Source organism: Sphingobacterium faecium (genome assembly GCF_003054045.1).
Lineage (GTDB): Bacteria > Bacteroidota > Bacteroidia > Sphingobacteriales > Sphingobacteriaceae > Sphingobacterium > Sphingobacterium faecium.
In genome coordinates this window covers 224,438-243,469 of record NZ_QBKH01000005.1, presented here as the reverse complement: position 1 = coordinate 243,469, position 19,032 = coordinate 224,438, and the positions used below count along the sequence as shown (strand labels likewise).

The 19,032-nt window shown below is 32.0% G+C and carries 19 protein-coding genes; 12 read left to right on the top strand and 7 right to left on the bottom strand.

Annotation, left to right across the window (positions count from 1 at the left end):
- Positions 1–688: 688 nt before the first annotated feature.
- A complete protein-coding gene (locus tag C8N37_RS15180; protein WP_066852808.1) occupies positions 689–1,177 on the bottom strand; it encodes a tetratricopeptide repeat protein in 489 nt (162 codons plus the stop codon).
- A gap of 306 nt (positions 1,178–1,483) precedes the next feature.
- On the opposite strand from C8N37_RS15180, the gene C8N37_RS15175 reads away from it, so the two are divergent.
- Both C8N37_RS15175 and C8N37_RS15170 read left to right on the top strand, forming a co-directional pair.
- Positions 1,484–1,918, top strand: a complete 435-nt coding sequence (locus C8N37_RS15175; protein WP_108159681.1) for a nuclear transport factor 2 family protein — start codon at positions 1,484–1,486, stop codon at positions 1,916–1,918.
- Positions 1,919–2,140: 222 nt separating this feature from the next.
- On the top strand, positions 2,141–3,025 hold the full coding sequence (locus C8N37_RS15170) for an Rpn family recombination-promoting nuclease/putative transposase (protein ID WP_108159680.1): 885 nt from the start codon (positions 2,141–2,143) through the stop codon (positions 3,023–3,025).
- 310 nt (positions 3,026–3,335) lie between these two features.
- Here C8N37_RS15170 and C8N37_RS15165 read toward each other — a convergent pair whose 3' ends face one another.
- Positions 3,336–3,974 (bottom strand): suppressor of fused domain protein, encoded by a 639-nt coding sequence (locus C8N37_RS15165; protein WP_108159679.1) that lies wholly within the window; start codon positions 3,972–3,974, stop codon positions 3,336–3,338.
- Positions 3,975–4,810: 836 nt separating this feature from the next.
- On the opposite strand from C8N37_RS15165, the gene C8N37_RS15160 reads away from it, so the two are divergent.
- From C8N37_RS15160 to C8N37_RS15120, 10 genes are all read left to right on the top strand, one after another.
- Entirely contained in the window at positions 4,811–5,287 is a 477-nt protein-coding gene (locus C8N37_RS15160) for a hypothetical protein (protein ID WP_108159678.1), read from the top strand.
- Positions 5,288–5,699: 412 nt separating this feature from the next.
- A complete protein-coding gene (locus C8N37_RS15155; RefSeq protein ID WP_108159677.1) occupies positions 5,700–5,996 on the top strand; it encodes a hypothetical protein in 297 nt (98 codons plus the stop codon).
- Between the two features lie 95 nt (positions 5,997–6,091).
- Positions 6,092–6,235, top strand: a complete 144-nt coding sequence (locus C8N37_RS22840) for a hypothetical protein (RefSeq protein WP_170114536.1) — start codon at positions 6,092–6,094, stop codon at positions 6,233–6,235.
- A gap of 371 nt (positions 6,236–6,606) precedes the next feature.
- The gene (locus C8N37_RS15145; RefSeq protein WP_108159675.1) at positions 6,607–6,909 is read left to right on the top strand and encodes a hypothetical protein; all 303 of its coding nucleotides are present in this window, start codon (positions 6,607–6,609) and stop codon (positions 6,907–6,909) included.
- Between the two features lie 368 nt (positions 6,910–7,277).
- On the top strand, positions 7,278–7,637 hold the full coding sequence (locus tag C8N37_RS15140) for a hypothetical protein (protein ID WP_108159674.1): 360 nt from the start codon (positions 7,278–7,280) through the stop codon (positions 7,635–7,637).
- A 434-nt stretch (positions 7,638–8,071) separates the two neighbouring features.
- The gene (locus tag C8N37_RS15135; RefSeq protein ID WP_108159909.1) at positions 8,072–8,347 is read left to right on the top strand and encodes a DUF7710 domain-containing protein; all 276 of its coding nucleotides are present in this window, start codon (positions 8,072–8,074) and stop codon (positions 8,345–8,347) included.
- A gap of 797 nt (positions 8,348–9,144) precedes the next feature.
- Positions 9,145–9,444, top strand: a complete 300-nt coding sequence (locus C8N37_RS15130) for a hypothetical protein (protein ID WP_108159673.1) — start codon at positions 9,145–9,147, stop codon at positions 9,442–9,444.
- Positions 9,445–9,594: 150 nt separating this feature from the next.
- Entirely contained in the window at positions 9,595–10,830 is a 1,236-nt protein-coding gene (locus C8N37_RS15125; protein WP_108159672.1) for a PDDEXK-like family protein, read from the top strand.
- A gap of 86 nt (positions 10,831–10,916) precedes the next feature.
- Positions 10,917–11,057: a hypothetical protein gene (locus C8N37_RS22835; protein WP_170114535.1), complete on the top strand. Its 141-nt coding sequence runs from the start codon at positions 10,917–10,919 to the stop codon at positions 11,055–11,057.
- Between the two features lie 225 nt (positions 11,058–11,282).
- Complete coding sequence (locus C8N37_RS15120) at positions 11,283–13,991, top strand: S8 family serine peptidase (RefSeq protein ID WP_108159671.1); 2,709 nt, start codon at positions 11,283–11,285, stop codon at positions 13,989–13,991.
- Between the two features lie 46 nt (positions 13,992–14,037).
- On the opposite strand, the gene C8N37_RS15115 is transcribed toward C8N37_RS15120, so the two are convergent.
- From C8N37_RS15115 to C8N37_RS15095, 5 genes are all read right to left on the bottom strand, one after another.
- On the bottom strand, positions 14,038–15,057 hold the full coding sequence (locus C8N37_RS15115) for an AAA family ATPase (protein ID WP_108159670.1): 1,020 nt from the start codon (positions 15,055–15,057) through the stop codon (positions 14,038–14,040).
- 148 nt (positions 15,058–15,205) lie between these two features.
- Positions 15,206–15,880 carry a hypothetical protein gene (locus tag C8N37_RS15110; RefSeq protein WP_108159669.1) on the bottom strand — a complete coding sequence of 225 codons (675 nt, stop codon included), beginning with the start codon at positions 15,878–15,880 and terminating at the stop codon, positions 15,206–15,208.
- Positions 15,881–15,890: 10 nt separating this feature from the next.
- Entirely contained in the window at positions 15,891–17,123 is a 1,233-nt protein-coding gene (locus tag C8N37_RS15105; RefSeq protein WP_108159668.1) for an ApeA N-terminal domain 1-containing protein, read from the bottom strand.
- A 2-nt stretch (positions 17,124–17,125) separates the two neighbouring features.
- Positions 17,126–17,548, bottom strand: coding sequence for a hypothetical protein (locus tag C8N37_RS15100; RefSeq protein WP_108159667.1), 423 nt, complete (start codon positions 17,546–17,548; stop codon positions 17,126–17,128).
- 92 nt (positions 17,549–17,640) lie between these two features.
- Entirely contained in the window at positions 17,641–18,951 is a 1,311-nt protein-coding gene (locus C8N37_RS15095; RefSeq protein WP_108159666.1) for a hypothetical protein, read from the bottom strand.
- Between the last annotated feature and the right edge of the window lie 81 nt (positions 18,952–19,032).

Below are 19,032 nucleotides of genomic sequence, written 5' to 3'. Positions count from 1 at the left end.
ATATTTACGACTCTTTCAACTCATGTGCCATTTGTTTATCTGTCATAATATCAGATAATTATGTTTTTATTTTATCTGTAGATGTTCAATTTCGGACGAAATTTGTTCGGTAGTGGACGGTTAAGAAACAGTATTTAAAAAAACGGCGAGGTTAATTTACTATCGAAAAGATTGAAACGGTAATAGAACATTATTTTAAATACAGAGAACCGCTTGTGATGTGAATTGCTCCCAATAAGTTTCTAACTTTTTGGGAGCAATTCAGAGAGATGTGGCTTTACTTATTTATACTTTATATTAAAAGTTGATGTGAGTTGTGCTAGCTTTATATAAAACGTTTGTAAAGGAATATGAAAGTTTAATATCCGGCTAATAACAAATGTTTTGAACGTTATAGGATTTTGTTATTTAATACACAGGAGTATTTCGCTCCAAAAATCAAATTGTATTGTAAGAAATAATAGAAAATTTCAATCCCATCCTCAAGCATTGACCAAAGAAAAAAGAAGTAATGTTTCCAATATTCGAAATTAAGCGCCTCCGATTTGAAAAGTGTTTTGTAAAGAGAAAATTCCTCATCAAACTTTTGATCCGATTCAAGTATGAAAATCTCATTTAGAGTCCGTTTCATCTTTTTCTGCTCAACGTTCAATATTCTAATAAGAATTTCATGTTGTTCCTGTACTGGCTAGTCAGTTTTGTTTGAAAACGTATTAATAGAGTTTAAACTGTAAAAAGCAACACCGTTATCTGGATATTCTTTCAATATTTGTTCATAAAGATCCTTTGCTTTTTCAGCTTCATTCGTTTGCGAATAACAGAAAGCCATATTGCAAAGGGCCATTTCTCTGTAAGACATTTTTGCGGTACTCAGTAGGGTGATCGCACGGTACTTATCTACCCAATTATATCGTGTAAAAAAATCGACACTATTATTGAAGTGTTCCAATGCTGTTTTGAAATCATTTTTTTTGATAGCTTTCATTCCCTTATTATGACTAGCTGGGATTATCTGTTGTAAGGAAATCGATAATACAAAAAAAATAATAGAACCGATATAAATGCCATTAAATTGGAATAGAAAAGCAAATATAGCCATGAAACTAATCCATACTATGATGATGATTAGAAACGCTAACCATGATATTGGTCTAACCAAAGGTACTTTTGCACTCATTTTATCAATTTATAATGTAGGTGATCAGTTCCATAAATCTACTAAAAACTGATCAATGATTTAAGATATAAGATCAAGAATAATTTTTATATCTTAATAAATGCTAGCAGTAGGGGGTGATTGTTTTCACCTACCTATTTCCTCCAGTCACCGAGTTTTTAGTTGGATTAGTCTAATTGCCATAGGGTAGGCACGATTTACACCCTACTTTTGAATCAACAATTGCTTTAGCAAGCATCAGGGTTTGAGTTGGTGGATGTGGGGCTGATGCAACTTAAGAAACTAACAATATAACATAAAGACATTATGAACACTTTAGCAAAAACATTCGCAGCAGCAGCCTTGATTGCAGTATCAACATTCACTATGGCAGCTGGCAAACCAGCAGGAGACAACTATAAGAAAGCAACTGTCAACCTATCCACAGCAGATCTAGCCATTGACCATTACGTAGCCGTTATGACCGAAGGACAGTCAGCAGGAGTAGAGCAGTTGTTTACAGCAGATTTTAGCCAAAAGGTACAGGCATCGACAGATAAAACCAACAGCCGTTCAGCCGTTATCTCATTCTTGAAAAAACAAAAAAGTAAAACAAGTACCACAATCGTTGAGCAATCCAGTGACTATGTAGTTGCAAAAGTGACCCAACAATTTGAAGGGTTTACCAAGACCGATCTGGTGACATTGGTCAATGATGGCGGCAACTGGAAAGTATCTCAATCCATCAACTCGTATAAGTAAGTTAAGTAAATTTCATATGTTTAGTAAAAGCCACGTCGAGAGATGTGGCTTTTCTTTTTAGTATTCACAGCTATTTTACCCAACAACAAACGTTTTTTCCTATTCTTTTAACAGTAAGTAGAGAAATATTTGAATTGATAAATAATTTAGTATTTTTGCTAAATTATTTGGTTTAAAAGGTTTTGTTTTTTATTTTTACTTGATAACCAATAATATACCATTATGAGTGTAAAGATAAGTAACCTTTCGAAGTACATCGATATCTTAAGTGACTTCGGTTGGAAATTTTATTTCGGTCGAGAGGAGAATAAGGGTAACCTAATTAATTTTCTGAATAGTATTTTAGAAGGCGAACATGTTGTAGAGGATCTTACCTATAGCAATGTGGAGGAAGATGGCGATGAACCTAATGAGCGCAAAGTTATTTTTGATTTGCGATGTGTTGGTGTAGGTGGAGAAGTTTTTCTAGTGGAGATGCAATTGCAGAATCAGGATTTCTTTTTTGATCGTGCGGTGGGTTATACCTCTAGGACCATTAGTCGTCTAGCTAAAAAAGGAAAGAAAGGAGATAATTATGAGTTACCGCCAATTTATTTTATCGCTGTTTTAGGCTTTCGTTTGGATGTTGCCAATAGTGATAAGTACTTTTATAGTGGTAAGATTATTGACGAATTCGATCAGGAGGTGCTATATCCTAAGTTGAGTTACAAGATGCTTGTATTACCTAATTTTAATAAAGCTAAAGCCGATTTACCGACGATTCTGGATCAATGGATGTATCTTATGAAGCACTTGGATAAAATCGATAAGCTACCTAACTATTTGGATAAAAGAATATTCTCCCGTATCTTTGAACTAGGAGAACTGGCAAAACTAACGCCTGAGGAACAGATGTCTTACATATCCAGCTTAGATCGTAAACGCGATTATACCAACACGTTGGCATACGCAAAAAAAGAAGGCCAGAAAGAAGGTCAGAAAAAAGCCGAGGCTAAAGCCTATGCTGAGAAAATCGCTTCAGCAAGAGAGTTAAAGAAATCTGGTGTAAGCGATGAAATTATTTCAAAGAGTTTAGGCATATCTTTGGAGGTTATTAACAAACTTTAAAATCGAAAAACTGAAGTAGAACTTCGTTCTAAAATATACAGAACCGCTTGAGATGACCAGGCGGTTTTTTTTGTGGCATTTTCACATTTTATTCACCCTTTGTTTGATATAGCTTCCGGAAATGTCTACTTTTTCCCTAAAGTTTGTCTACAGAAATAGTAGGCGCAAGTTAGGTTTATAGCAAGGCCGCTCCGACGAAGGGGCTAATGCTATAGCTTGTTTTAGTAAAACTAAATTATGTGGCAAAGACATTGTTTTAAATGCTATAATTTCCAGTAATTATCTTATTCAAATGGTCTTCCGAATATATTTAAGCACAAATATTTGGTCTGCCAACTTTCACGATTTCCTCAACCCCAAATTGGTCAAAGCGCTCCAACAAAGCGGTGGCGCCATTTTGTTTCTTAAATTCGAGCTCCTCTTTATAAAGCGGAATTAAAGTAAAAATGGTCACGAATTCATAATTATCAAGTTCGATCTGTGTGAAATCGTCAGGTAGCACCATAGAATTTGCAAGCATCACCGAATTAAAACCAATTCTCTCCGCAAATTCCTCATCATCCTCATGAGCAAAGGTATGACCAAATCCTAGCCAAGTTTCATCAGGATGAGGCAAAATCATTATTTCTTTCATCAAGCGAATTGGCCAATAATTTCGTTCATCCTTAAAGGAGTCATATTCTAAGTTCCATTCTTTAGGTAACAAAATCATGACCTCAGCATAAGGAGAGGAATCAATGTCTTCAGGAACTTTCATGGGCAAAGCGCTCATGCCACAACTTAACAAAATATGATATGGCCTGTCTTCATTTGCTTTTACAAAATACACATCTCTATGAATGACATCTGATTCAATTTCATCAAAGACGACAATGTCATCATTTTCATCAAAAAACTGGTCTAAATGTTTATCAATTAGTTCGACACTATTGGGTACAGAGTTTTTCATATTCTACGAATATTGTTTATAAAAGAAAGCCATAGAGATAAATTTCCCCTACTATACAAGTCAGGGGCAAACTGTCTACACTCAAAGGTAACAACTCCAATGCAGATATTCATGACAAAGTAGAAAGCATTTAACAGCGGCAACAAATTGAATCAAGAGAATCGATCTTTTTATAACACTACTACTTCTTTTTAAAGCAGAAGCAATTATTTCAAGTCAATAGGATCAGGACAAATAGTATAAAGCAGTTTATAACGTAACCAAGTTGGTTCGAATCAGAAGGGCATGTATCATAGCCGGTACGAGTGTACTTTGGGTTTTTGAAACGGAAAACATTAGGAGCAACGAAAAGATAATACAGAAGGGGCGGAAAACGGAAAATTCACCATACTGGCTAATTCTGGATTCCCATTGCCACAAAAAAAAATTGTAACAGATGCAAGATGAATTTCAGATTTTTTCAGAAATTCAGGAATGCTTTAATAGAACGGAGGAATGTCGTAACTTTCACGTAAGAAATGAAAAGAACGCTGGTAAAATCCTCAAATGAAATAACCGTTGGGAGTGAATCGGGAAACTTTTATTTAAATGTAAAAGCGAACCTTAAAAAAAGGTAGACTCAATTGATCAGTATAAAGAAGCTACCACAAATTATTTCAACAATTGGTTTAAGAAACTAACTAACAAAAGCTAAATGGAGATGAATGTCGATTTTACCACTGTAATCTACTTTCTGTTTATCAGTACTGTATTATTATGTGTATTGGTTTCGAAGACACAACTTTCCAATAGATGTTAAAGGCTCCATTTTTTAAGCAAATAAAGAAAATAAAATAATGAAAGAACATAAAATTCATAATAATGAAGGAGGGGATTTATTGTCAATTAAATCTTTTGAAAATACATATTCTGACAGAAATTGTTTAATTAATGCAATTTTAAATTTAAGTGAGAAAATGGGCTATTTTTACATAAATGCAAGTAGACCAGATTATACTGATTCAGAATTATTATCAAAATTGAATTTAGTTTTAAATGATAAAAAAAACTTCATTTATAACAATTTTGAAATTTCATTTGAAGGGACTAATCTTAACGAGGAAGTGATAAATTTGTTACCACTTATTTGGTTTCATTATCAGCACGTAGCTTTTAGTTTTTTTCGTAGTTCAGGAAAGAAATTTATTACTAAAGGGATGTCTTGGAAGGATATTACGCAAAAGGAAACTAGTTATGTTATGTTTAAAGGTGCTGAAGAAGATGTGGTCTGGATTGGAAAAAGTAAAGAACTGAAATTTGATTTAAATCAATAAAACTGCTAAAAGTAATGAATATGTTTAAAGATCTTATGAAAGCGTAACTCACCTTGCTAAAGCAAGTGGGTTTAATAAAAAGGAGCATAGCTTTTAGTGGAAATTAGGTGAAAATAATGGGGTTGTGAACTTTCGAAAACCTAGATAGTACAACAGACGTAATCAAATTCATAATCAATTTTGGTATATATTCAGATGTTTTGGGGCAATTACAACCCAAGTATCAGTTAGCAAAACCTATAGTAGAACAGTGTCAGTTTAAAAATCGGACTCCCTTGCATATTTCGAAAAAATTAATTCTTATGTCATCAAAGACAACGTAAATAATGAAGTTATTCAAATTAATAATAGATTTGGATCCTAAATGGATACCAGATGAGACAGTTATTAAGCCATATATAGTAAAATAATTATGAATAGGATCGCGAATTTATTTAAAGATCGGATATTGAAGAGAGGGGGACTGAATCTTTACTCAAAAGAAGATACATTAAAATTTATTGAGGAGTGCGAGAAAGACACTGTATCTATTTTAGGAATAGATGGATTTTATATAACAGAAGATAGTACCCAGCCAAGTTTGGCAAACAGTGTTGATTTTAGTGGTTTTTCGATGGAAAACGAGAATATTTATGATCTTGTAAAGAGTTTTGTAGGTGAAAGGCCAGAAAATTTATTTTTTGAGATTATATATGAGGAAAGACAATAAAACCAATAATGAAAATATGGTTTGAATTGTATTCATTCTTTAACAAACCCTTTTGTAATTACCACAGGATTCAGCAAACTACGAAAAGTTATAGTATGTTACTTTACCCAAACAAGTATGATGTTTTGGTACAATTTAATATTAAATCTGGAGCAATGAATTACTTTAATAAAGTTGGTGTAATGCACAGTACAGCAGCAGGGGCAAGAGCTTGGAATGGTCGAGGAAATCAATTATGAAAGGCAGAGGGTTCTGCAATGAATCTAGGCATACATTCTAATACATATATGTTTAATAATTGGATTAATATCTTTAAAATTATTAAATAATGTTTGATTTTTGGAAATTTTTTAAAGGATTATTTAGTAGGGATCATCATTTCGATAATTATTGGGATAAGTTCCCTGAGAGGCAACATTTACAGTTAAATAAGAAACACTTTCTTTATTGAAAAACAATGTTAAAAATAAAGATGAAAAGGGATTAGCTAATACCTTAGCTCTTCTCTTTTATAATGAATTGTCATTCGTAGGGAATTTTTCGGAAGATCAAAGAACAATAAATGCTAGTTATCAGAATATGAACAAATGAATGAATTTAAAATAATTTTATGAAAAATATAAAACTGCCCTCATTAGCTAGTGTATTAATTATTATTAATTATTTTATTGTGGTAAATTTTAACTTTACTGGAATTAGTTTAGAACCCGATTGTTTACGAAAAGCTCAAAACCAATATAATAATGGAGTTGCTAACCCTATGTTATTGGTTTTATTAATAGCTGCAATCTATATAGTTATTTTGAACCGAAATAAAATTCAAAGCAATTTTTTGGATTATTTATTCGTCAGTCCAGTTGTTTGTCATTTCATATATTTTATCATTGTTATTATTAGAAATTATTTTTTATAGATTTAACAATATTTATTGTTAAATCTTAAGTTATGTAAATGTGCGAGATTGTGTGCTAATCAAATTGACAAAAGTCCATATGCATAGGGCTGGAATAATCCAATAAATCTTATAGATTCTGAAGGAAACTATACTATTTGTCCATTCCTAATTTTTATTGGAGGAACGACCGAATATTAAATTATCACTACTGCATTTTTTTGTAGCAGCTATTGGAGTCGTATCTCATGCAAATAAGTATCCTCAATTGAGATATGTATGAGACATGATGGTATACGGAGCAATGTTCAGTTGAATCCGATGATGCTGAATTCGAGTTATAATCAAGACAGTAATGATTCAAATGCTAATAATAAAGGAACTGTACTATGGTGTATTTAGGAAAGGATGATGAATTACTAGACATATTGGTAAATCAAGCTTATTTGTCAAATGCGGTTATATATAGTATTAATGTATGTTTGGTAGACGATGTTCTTTGCGTGGAAGTAAATTTTAAAATCCAAGGTTCAAAAGTAAAAGAAATGAAAATAGTATTTCAAGTTGTGAAAGAATATGGGTTTAATTATAATTCTATGTCTTTTTTTTACAACATAGAAATGTTTAAACTTTTAAAATGTGATGGATTCTATTATATAAGTTTTGATCCATATGAAGACGACCTTGAGAGATCGACATTGGATAATGATATAATTTTATTTGAACATTTTGAAGCTTACTCAACTTAAGTGATAAATAACTGAGAGAGCGTAGCGATGAGCTCGGTTGTGAAGGTAAATGACAGATAAATAATATAAATTATAAGTATTTGTAAAATAGCAAGGAAACCCTATAGGGTACATCAGTGCAGATAAAAAACAATTATTGATCTGATAAATGCAGCGTGACTTAAATCTGTGTACACATACGCTGGAAAGTTCTTATGTTTTAGAAGGGCAGTTGGATTACGTGGCTAGATCCGTTGCCTGACCCAATATAGCTGGAATGTTGAAAGTCAGTAGCTGGAATGTGGCGAGAGCGGCATGATGATGAATACATCCTTATGGACCAGGTAATTTAGGTATACAGTTCTGGCAATGTTTGTCATCGGCTGTCGTTGATTAAAGACTTTAGCATATGAAGAGGTTGTTTTAATTATAATAATCAATAAAAAATGAATAATATGTTAAATACAATTTGGGTTTTTCATGGTGTAGGAGGAAGGTTTTCAAGTGGCGTTTTTACTTCAATTGAAAAGGCAGAAATATGGATAGATAGACATAAATTATCAGGAGTATTAACAGAATATCCAGTTGATGAAGGAGTGTACGACTGGGCATTATTTAATAGTTTTTTCGATGTGAAAAAAGAATCTCAAATGACGCCAAATTTTATCCAACAATTCACATGTGCAAGTCAAGATCATTATCATTATGAAAATGGAATTAGAGATAATTAGCCCTCATGCTGTTTCGTTAGCGTAATTAGTAAATTCCCTTATCAACTGTAAATAATAAGCAAAAAGGGAACATTCCAATTATGAATTTTAGGGGATACGTTTTACACTATAGTTCGTCCCAGTAGATCGGGGAAGTACTAGTAATTTCTTTATTTACTGCTGTCTTGACCTGTCATTTAGTGGACAGTTAAGTGATCACTATGAACCTCATATACCAACTGACAGTGATATCAAAAATTGATTAAATGATGAGTTTTAGATTCAATATATTAGCAGATTTTTATTGGGAGAGTAAAATAGATAAGGTTTTAGATACTTTGTCAGAAACAGGGTACAGACAATTTTTTCGGAACAGTATTATGGTTCTACTCTAAATGGTATAACAGTTTTATTGATTTGTCAAGATCCTAGTCTGAATCTAAAGCAAAGAATTAGACTGTTAAAAAAGGAGAAGACTATTTACATGGATATTATGCTTGATCTAAACCAATTTTTGAAAATTGAACAGAAGGAACGAGAGAAAATCGTAGTTGAAAAGCTGATTAATGAGGTTCCTGTTATAATTAGGAAATATAGATTGGAAGATTTTGACATCCTAAAGTTTGAATCAGATTTAAAGAAGTGGATGATTAAAATCTTATAAGTAGAAGTCTCGTTTATTAGTGAAGTTTTTTTAAGGTTTTTATATTTATTGAATGTTTGAAAAATGTTAAGTCTTCAAAAATGGTAAGTCTTCAGGCCATTTAAGTTTTTAGATAAAGACATCTGCAAAATAGTAGTGTAATTAAACCAATATTATGAAATATACAAAAACAAAACCAGCAATAAGTTTCGAAGAGTTTTATAAAATAGCCAAGCCCGTTAAACATTTTAAAAGCTTAAATGGTAAAACATATGATGTACAGTCTGTTATTGACCATAAAATAAAATTTTTAAGGGTCAGTACAGGTGAAATATGGACTATGGATCTAAAAGGAGTGCATCAGGCCTATTGCGAATTAACTGATTTCAAAACTATAAATTTTAAACCATACGTCACTCGCACACATTCACCTGCTTTGGGTCTTCTATTGCATCTAGGGTTGCTAGTCAAGTAGGTGATGGAAAATTAGAAAGATGAATATAAAGCTGAGGTCAATTTGAATTCTATACCAAATCAACTAGGTAGACTTGGGGATTACAGTGGATATCATTTCTCCCTATCATTAAGCTTTATTCCTTAGCACACAAAATAAACTAAATCTTAAATGGAAATAATAAAAAAAGAATTTATAGAAGAGCTTAGTCTTTTGAGACAGCGTAGCATTAACAACCGTAAACAAGAGTTTAATATCTTCACTGTATTGCATAAGAAGACTGCGGAGCAAAAACTGCATTCCCGATTTATCGCCAGTTTATTGGATCCAAAGGGGAGTCATAACCAAGGAGACAAATTCCTAAAAAAATTCTTGGATCTATTAGAAATAAGACCATACGAATGTATTGCGGGGCATAAACAAAGTTTAGAAAGCTTTGACATCAATCATATCCAAGTATATCCGACACAGGAAGACAAAATTGAGATGGATAATATCGATATTTTGATTCATGATAACAGTAAAGCAATAGTCATTGAGAATAAGATTTTTGCAGGAGATAGCAATAAAAAATTGGACGATGGAACATATCAGGCACAACTTTTAAACTATCATGATCAAGTACAAAATAAATTAAATCTACATGATGGATACGCTTATGAAAAAATTACCCTTGTGTACTTGACAATAAATGGTAGAAAGCCAACACTTTATGACCAATTCAAATCAAACAAAGTTAATCTAAAGTTTATTGATTATATTCAGTTTATACCGGCTTGGTTAGAAAATTGTATGGTCGATTTGGACAAATCCCACTTGCGAGATTGCATTCGTCATTATATTGATTTAGTAAAATCAATCACCAATGATTTTGATTTAACAATGGATTTAAGAAAGTTGATTGTTCAAAATATGGATGAGGTATATAGAGCCCTATATAGCACACCTTTAGAAAATAAACTTGATCAGCATTTTTTGGAACAAGAGTTTAAGCATATCCAGTGGCATACTATCCATGAGTTTTGGCATGGTTTAGGAAATCGTATTGGTTTAAAGTACAATGTCAATGTTAGTATTCCTAAAGATTCTGTAATTACAACCACAGTTCATACAAAAGTTAATAGAATTATGGTACTTGATTTTAATTATAGCGGAAACAAAATCTACATTTCCAATGATTCTAAAGGATTTACATGGGGTATAATAACTCCAAACCAGAATAAAGAATGGAAGGAAATACAGGGTCTAACGGCATGTTCATTTTCAGATTTTCAAAATGAAACAATTTTTAACATGATTGATAAAGAAAATCAAGAAGATGTTATTAATACTATTATTACAGTTATCGATCTAGCTTTATTTCGTACAAATAGGAGCATTTCTTACAATGTACAGGTGTTAAAATAATTGTTATTTCTCTTGTGGTTTCCCGTAATAGATCTGGAAATTAATTAGTTATATTGCTGCTGATTATTAATTTAAATATATTCAATATGGAAACGATCGAAGCAATTAAACCAGGGCCAAAACCTAAAAAAGAGGATGGAACGCCGGATGAGAGAAGACGTGTTACACCCGAGACAAAACCTAAACATCCAATTTTAAAACCACACAAACATAAACCCAAGGATTAAAATTAGGTTACGTATTTTAATGGTGAAAACCATCACTAAAATCTACTTTTTAGTGATGGTTTTATTTGCAAATAAATACTCTGTCCTGTAGAATAGAATATAAGCCAATCTCAATTTTTAAAATTTCTTTAAACAAATCATGATCGTTTTTTAGGGGTAAAAAACAAAGCTTTTAAATTAGAGTAAATTTGTTTAAATTAGTGATTACCACCAAGTAAACTGATTATGAGCCAAAAATTACCACATCTTTATTTAAGGAATATTCCTGGACATGTCCAAAAATTTGATAAATCTCGAGGTATTGAAAAGAACGAGTTAGAAGATAAAGATCCTGAATCTTATAGAAGACATAAAGAGAAGCTTGATGCGTCCTATAGCAAATTAATACAGGATAAGGAAGCTCGACGCGAAAATAAAACATTGGATCTAGCAACAATAGAAATTGTTGAGATTAAGTTTTTAATTCCATTTAGTGATGGTGTGCTATTTGATACGAAGACAAGATTTCTAGCACAATTTGGATTATCAGCAGTTTTACAGAAAGATTTTAATCGCACTGTTTTATTTGCAGTAGAAAATCAAGAAAAATTTCGAGTATTTGATCAATTATTATATCAATACATCAATAGTAGTCACCAAAAAACTCCAAAAGAGACTCCTTATGCTATTATGACTACAATCTATGATATTAAGTATCATACAGCTGGAGATATTAAAAATTACTGTAATACTAATGTGATTTTTGAGCTAATTAATAGTACTACCCAGATCATACATCAATATGATCAACAGAAACAGTTATTAATAAGGAAATTAGAAGAATTAAAAGATCAGGGAAATTTAATAGATTTTAAATTTGATCTTTATAATGCGAAAGTACTCCAATTAAATGGCATTGAGGAAGGAGCTTTAGAAACACTGGTGAATAATTTTGACATACTTGCTCAAGCACATTCATTACGTAGTACAGTGGTCAGACCTGATCAGTATAATTTTCAGGAATTATCATGGGGTTTTAATGTAACTCCTGCCGATCGAAATACTATCATTGGTATTATCGATAATGGCGTAAGAAAAATTGATCCATTGAGATCGGTAATAGTCGACGATCAATTAGATATTACACCAACAAGAAATGGACATCATGCTGTCCATACTCATGGAACTGTTGTTGCGAGTTTAGCTTCAGTCGGAGAGGCTTTTTTCTCAGGACAACGAGAGTTAAGAGCAGATGCTAAGATTTTTTCCATCAAGATATTGGAAAGTATGGATGGCTATATTGATGTTCTTAATGTTGTAGAAGCCATTCGGGAGGCCCATTTAAAGCATGGGATACGTCTATTTAACTTGTCAGTATGCACTAAGGGTAAACAGTATAACGAATCTCCATCTCACTTTGCCTATTTATTAGATAAATTGACTTACGAATTCGATATATTGATTTTTATCGCAGCAGGGAATATGCCTTATGATGATATCAACTCATTGCAAGCAACACCTAGTAAACGCCATGATTATCCCTACCATTTTTACAATCCACCAGAAGATTACACTGAATATCATAATTGCGTACATACCAATATATGTACACCGGCTGAAAGTATGAATAATATTACTGTTGGAGCACTCGCAGAAAATTACCGTGCCGACACAGATCCTCATTTAAGTTTGGATAAAAATTTACCAGCGTATTATTCACGTAAGAACCATTATGATTTCAAACAACCTATTAATGGTGGACTGCTAAGTATTAACCACAGCAACAAGAATCTCTTCAAACCCGATATTGTTATGCCAGGTGGAGATCTGTTAGATTCAAACTCAGGTATGCAGGTGGTTGGATTTGGCGACGTTGGTACAGACTTTTATGCTTTTGACTCCGGGACTAGTTTGGCCGCTCCTTTAGCAGCAAATCTTGCCGCTAAATTATTAAATATTTATCCAGATATTACTCTCCAATCAGTAAAATCTTTATTGATTAATTCTGCAGAAAGCTATTCATCTTCTTATTTGGATGAAATGATAGTAGAACGAAAAGATGTTTTAGCCCAAGATAAATTTGGAAAAGACTTTAAAAAATTAAGAGGTGGTGAAAAAACAAGTATTTCAAAGGCTGTAATCTCAGCAAAAGATCTTCATCAAAATCTTTCCGGATATGGGAAGCCTAATGTTGAGCGATTGTTATATTCAAAAAATGATACGGTATCCGTGCTTATTGAAAATATCATTCAACCAGATCAACACAAAGTTATTTTATTGCATATTCCCGAATATCTATTAGAAGGAGATGGTAGTCAACGATTAGCTATAAAAGCCACATTATGTTTCAAGGCTAATCCAGCATGGGGCAATCATGTTGATTATAACCCCCTACATATATCCTTCAACTTTGTAAATTCTATTGTGAAGGACTCATTAGATGAATTGGCAGATATTTTAGCCGATCGTGATCATGTTTATTATGAGCGTTATTGGACGGATGAAATGCTTGAACTCCAGAAACGAAAAAATAATCGTGACCTGAGTGAAGAACAAAATAAAGAATTTAATAGGTTGAAAGGTGAAGTAAGAAAAAAAAAAGCAGGTGTTAAATCAACAATTCAAGAGTGGTCAGAAGACTTTTTTCCATTAGTAAATAAACCGTTGTCAAATCGACAACAGCATTCAATAACCATGAGCAAGGATGATATCAAAAAAATTGGTAATAAACTTGCTGTCGTAATACGATGTGCTGTAAAAGAAAATTTACCAGTTGATTTGAAAGAGTGGGCTAGGATCACAAAAGAGCATCCATTCTCCCTAGCTTTATTTATAGAGGACAAATCGAAAATTGAAGGTGCAAACCTCTATGATAATCTTCAAGCATATAACCAAACAGAGGTTGTTACTAATAATTTGGCAGATTTAGATCAAGATTTGGAAGCAGAAGCTTAAGTATTAAAATAATAGAATTAAAATATAAAAAAAGCGTTGGAAGTTATTAAACTGCCAACGCTTTTTTTTCTTCTTCAAGCAGATCTTTCCAGATCTGTGTATCTATTTTCGGTTTCAGCGCCTTGACTGTTTTCATAGCAAACAAACTCCGTTTTATAGCGTTGATCAATGTTTTCTGTATGCTGTAGTAGGAGAGCCCTTTAGCACTCTCAATCAATTTAGTTAGTGATACCTTCTCGTCAAACCCAAACTGGTCTTCCTTTAGTACAAGGTTGATCAATTTTTCGATCTGTTCCTTTTCAGGTAGCTCTAATGAGATAGACAAGTCAAATCGACGCAATAGGGCTTCGTCTAACATCTCCTTTTGGTTTGTAGCAGCTATGACCATACTGCTTTGCGGTAGGTAGTCAAACAGCTGTAAAATGGTATTCACCACACGTTTCATTTCACCATGATCTTGGCTGTAGTCACGCACCTTACCCAGAGAGTCAAATTCATCGATAAATATGATGCAATCTTCCTGAGCAGCCTTACGGAATATCTTTGCTAGATTTTTACTGGTTTCACCTAACTTAGAAGATACAATAGCACCAAGGTTGACCACGATCATCATTTTCTTCAGTTCACCAGCTATTACATAAGAAGCTAAAGTCTTACCACATCCCGAAGGACCGTGTAACAATAGCTTGTTCGAGATCGGAAGATTATACTTCTTCAATAACTCGATCTGCTGATGCTCTTCCAAGAAATTAGAAAGTTGATCATGCGCCTGTTCAGTCAATACAAGATTCTTCAGCGAATAGTCAGAAGTCAACTTCTCAAGTATCAGCTCATCCGTTTCTCTATCCTGTAAACTCTGATAGTGAGTAGGAGAGCCTACCTTCATCAATTGATTACTTTGCTTACGGATTGAATCCTTCAAAAGAGATTGCAATTGCAGCGCAAAATTTATCTTTTTGGTGCTCTTATTATGCTCAATAAATTCGTTCAACGTAGACAATAGCTTGTCCTGGTCGTTTTCCAACCCAAACCTTGCAATGTCTTTTATATAATTTTGTTGACTCATTGTATTAAACTTTTAATGGCTTATCCATTTGAATATATGCAAATATACTAAATATAAAATATTGATATATTGTTACAGTGTTATAATGTTTTACTCTATTTATAGAACGAACTAATTTAATTTGAGATAATAAAAAATGATCTATATTTTATTTTTTCCTTTTATAGTGGCGTTTTTTTAATTCCTCTATAACATCAATACCAATCCACTTGTTTTGGTCTATATCGAAATAATAGAAACCAGAGTTCATTGGATGGTTCACATTGTTTGATTCACTGATTAGAGTGGGGAGTATATCCAATGCTTTATTAAGCTGTTCCGGACTTAAATCCCCATTTAAATTTACATCTATTCTATCACCATTTTTTGTCGAGTACTTGAATCCAAAATTAATAGTATGACTTTCCCTTTTTTCATTACTATTCCAATGTCTTTCTTTAACCTTTGTCCATATAAATACTGCTGATGATTTTAATGCATCCCATATTGCACTACCTGATATTCCCAATAGCACGTTTTGAATTATTGGATCATTAATGTACAAAGACATCTGCAACGTAAACTCTTGAATTGACGCATAAGGAATTCCATTTTTATCAAATTTATTTAACTCCAAATTTTCGTTTTTTAGTAATTCCTCGATATATAGAGTTTCGCTATCAGTAATTAACCCTTCATAGTACTCTAACAAAACAATGTTTTTACCCTCTTTAATCATTGAAATTTTATTGAATTTATCCGTTGCTTTCGCTAGGATCTTATCTTCTGGTAATTCTGGATACATCTTTCTATATAACTCAGTATAATCTTTTATGCTTTTCATTTTTTCTATTTTAATTGTCCAAGAAAGTATCTTGTCTTAATTCTCTATTGAAAGATTGCATCCCATTATAGTTCTCTCGTGAGCGATAAGCGATCATATTTAATATATCCTGTGAAATATCAATCTGTTTTAACAGGTTGAAGGCTACAAGTATATCTAATAGAAAGCTGATGTAAAGTAGTTCAAAATCGGAGAAGACATTATTGTTTTTCATATTAGCATGCACGTAGTAATCTCTTGATGAAATGATTTTTGAACAGAATTCATCAAAATATTCTTCATTTATTCCCGAAAGTGCAAGAATATCTTGTTGATTCTTTTTTAAATAATTACTTAGTTTTAGATTTTTAACTTCAATATTTAGTTTGCAATATCCTTCGAAAGTAGAAATTGAATTGGTAAATCTCTTACTATGGGTCAATTGTCCTTCGACTTGGTTATCTAACAATCTATTTACGCAAAAGTAGAATTTCTCATCTGTCAACATTTTGGTAAATAATAAAGGTAGATGATCAAGAATTTTATCAAAATCAATACTTAAATATTCAAATTTCGAATCTTTAAAAAGAAGATCTTTAAAATACATTGCGCCCCAAGTCCCATATTCTGGACATTGAAAGTTAAAAAATGAAAATCTATCAGTTTTACCATTTAAAAATTGTATCAATTTTTTCGCTTTAATATAATAATCCAATACCTCCCTCATGTTAATGGGACTATTAAATAAAAATTCTATATTACCACATTTTTTTAAATTGATTTGTTCAATAGATACTGAAGAACTGATCCAAAAATTTAACTTAATTTCCAGTCCCAACTGTTTAATATCAAAACTATGATTTTGCTGGCTTTTTGTGCTAAGTAAGTTATTATCATATTCGAATCTAAAATTAGTCCATTTTTCTAAACCAATTCCTGCGACTCTAAATTTATTTATTTGGAGATTTTTTGGATTTATGACATGGTCGGGATGAGTAAAACTATATTTAGGGATATAGACAGCGCTTCTTATGATGCCTGTTGAATCTAAGCCCAGTTTACAATCAACAAATGTTATGTAGCCTAATCCATTAAATGCTCCAAAAATTAAAGGATGGACGTTTTTTTGAGAATAGGGGTCTGAGGGAACTAAGTTAGTTTCCAATTCTACATTATTATTTACTATTGTTAAAATGCAATAACGTTTTTCTTCAGAACATTCTGGAAACCATAGCTCACCTTGATATTTAGCTTTATTAAACATAGTTATGTGTATTTTTCTATTATTAATTTACTCTCCAGCCAAGTGTCAATTTTTAGGAGCTCATTAAACTGATTATCTAAGCTTTTGACCATCGAATCTATCATGGGCTTTGTAGGAGATATTGAAAGCATATTCCCAAGTATTTCCTTCGAAAGATTGGTTTCTTGAGATTTTTTTAATAATAAAATGTATTGTTTAAATGTGGTTCCTTCGAACATTGGGTCATTAAAAGCATTGTATTTCTTACAATAATTTTCAAGTTTTTCAGTTATCGATAAAGACAAGCTTCTAGTACTATTAAAGTGTAATATCAAAAATTCCCTTTCTTCCTTAGGTTTTTTAGAATGATCATTTGTAAAAGATACAATTGCTACAACGCTGGCTACTGTACCCAATACCGTACAGATAAGTGAAAAAGGTTCCATATATTACAAGTAGGTTATTAATGACTATATAATAAAACTAAGCTTTAGTTGTAATCTCTCTTTTAATTTTTTTTAATAAATTTAAAAAAAAATTAGACAATTTCGATAACGAATTTCGAATAAAACCCTGGGGAAACTAATGGCTCACATGTAAAAGTTACAAGATGATGTTCACTCACATAAATACTGAATTCTGCGCAATTTATAATATGAGTAAGCATTTTTTCATTAATATCCTGACCTAAAGACAAAATACATAAGGTTGAAACATCCAGACAGAAAGTTTCGATTGATTGTAATTTCTCTGTTAGATCACGTACCATTAAACCCAGTTCAAGTCTTTTGACAGTATTTGCATAGCCTAACACCGTATAGTTAATAGTGTTATTTAGAACTTGAACCAAATTAATAGATTTATAGTCTGAAACAGCATACCATTCTTTATCATTTGTATGATTTTCATAATAACGAGTTTCTAAACCTTGTCCTGAAAGAAAATTCTTGGCAGTATATGGATACCATCCTTCATTGGGTGGTATTTCGAGAGGAGCAGATATTTCTTTCTTTATTAACTTCTTTAAATCATTGATACTTTTTGATATTGCATCTTTGTCTTTAGGTTGTTCCCGCAACCAATGGATTCGCCAGCGCTCCAATACTTTTGTGTCGCAGCGGAAATGAATCATAGCCATTAGAAAACTATATTGTAATAGCTGTTTATCCTTGATAAACCGCTTCAATACAAAATATGAATCTTCATATTTGGAATAAATTCTGGTTAAATATATAAATGGGCTAAATAATATTGTCAAAATTAGTGGCAGTAGTATTTTCTTTAAGTTTTGAATATTAAAAAGTGTAGTACTATCAGTAACAAGTTGCTTTAAAATATTAATAAGCAAGATCACGCCCAATATCAGTAAAAGTTTATCCATCAATTTCGTTACTTTGATATACTTTGGATCTTTTTCAGAAAATAACTTTATAATCAACACTGTTGAACTAAATATGGTCAATAATAACTCGTAGCCTAAACTAAACGTATACACTCCAATAATAAATTCCACTAAAGCAAGTATCCTAAAATGATCCAGAATAATCGATTTAAAAAACTTAACAATATCTTCAGATTTTAGTATTTTAACTATCAAAGAAAGCCCACTAAAAAAGCACCAAATAGTTGATTCTAAGACAAGACCTCTATTCCAAAATCCCAAATTCGATAAAATTATTATGGATACTATATTGTAAATGATAGCGAGAGTAAAGATTGTAATTAATTTGATTGAAAAAACAGCTTTCAAAACTTCAATTACCAAAGGTCTAGTGCTTCTCAATATTAGAAGGATAATTACTATTGATAAGACTAAGAAAACTATGATAATCTCTCTGTTATTTAACATGAAAGGGGTTTAAAAGTGGAGGTAACTAAATATAATTGCACTGCAAATATTTCTTGCGAATATAAGCAAAAGCAGTAAATT

Coding starts and splice junctions, on each gene's coding strand:
- C8N37_RS15180 (WP_066852808.1), bottom strand. CDS start 1,177: ATGAGTGCAAAAGTACCTTTGGTTAGACCAATATCATGGTTAGCGTTT.
- C8N37_RS15175 (WP_108159681.1), top strand. CDS start 1,484: ATGAACACTTTAGCAAAAACATTCGCAGCAGCAGCCTTGATTGCAGTA.
- C8N37_RS15170 (WP_108159680.1), top strand. CDS start 2,141: ATGAGTGTAAAGATAAGTAACCTTTCGAAGTACATCGATATCTTAAGT.
- C8N37_RS15165 (WP_108159679.1), bottom strand. CDS start 3,974: ATGAAAAACTCTGTACCCAATAGTGTCGAACTAATTGATAAACATTTA.
- C8N37_RS15160 (WP_108159678.1), top strand. CDS start 4,811: ATGAAAGAACATAAAATTCATAATAATGAAGGAGGGGATTTATTGTCA.
- C8N37_RS15155 (WP_108159677.1), top strand. CDS start 5,700: ATGAATAGGATCGCGAATTTATTTAAAGATCGGATATTGAAGAGAGGG.
- C8N37_RS22840 (WP_170114536.1), top strand. CDS start 6,092: ATGTTACTTTACCCAAACAAGTATGATGTTTTGGTACAATTTAATATT.
- C8N37_RS15145 (WP_108159675.1), top strand. CDS start 6,607: ATGAAAAATATAAAACTGCCCTCATTAGCTAGTGTATTAATTATTATT.
- C8N37_RS15140 (WP_108159674.1), top strand. CDS start 7,278: ATGGTGTATTTAGGAAAGGATGATGAATTACTAGACATATTGGTAAAT.
- C8N37_RS15135 (WP_108159909.1), top strand. CDS start 8,072: ATGTTAAATACAATTTGGGTTTTTCATGGTGTAGGAGGAAGGTTTTCA.
- C8N37_RS15130 (WP_108159673.1), top strand. CDS start 9,145: ATGAAATATACAAAAACAAAACCAGCAATAAGTTTCGAAGAGTTTTAT.
- C8N37_RS15125 (WP_108159672.1), top strand. CDS start 9,595: ATGGAAATAATAAAAAAAGAATTTATAGAAGAGCTTAGTCTTTTGAGA.
- C8N37_RS22835 (WP_170114535.1), top strand. CDS start 10,917: ATGGAAACGATCGAAGCAATTAAACCAGGGCCAAAACCTAAAAAAGAG.
- C8N37_RS15120 (WP_108159671.1), top strand. CDS start 11,283: ATGAGCCAAAAATTACCACATCTTTATTTAAGGAATATTCCTGGACAT.
- C8N37_RS15115 (WP_108159670.1), bottom strand. CDS start 15,057: ATGAGTCAACAAAATTATATAAAAGACATTGCAAGGTTTGGGTTGGAA.
- C8N37_RS15110 (WP_108159669.1), bottom strand. CDS start 15,880: ATGAAAAGCATAAAAGATTATACTGAGTTATATAGAAAGATGTATCCA.
- C8N37_RS15105 (WP_108159668.1), bottom strand. CDS start 17,123: ATGTTTAATAAAGCTAAATATCAAGGTGAGCTATGGTTTCCAGAATGT.
- C8N37_RS15100 (WP_108159667.1), bottom strand. CDS start 17,548: ATGGAACCTTTTTCACTTATCTGTACGGTATTGGGTACAGTAGCCAGC.
- C8N37_RS15095 (WP_108159666.1), bottom strand. CDS start 18,951: ATGTTAAATAACAGAGAGATTATCATAGTTTTCTTAGTCTTATCAATA.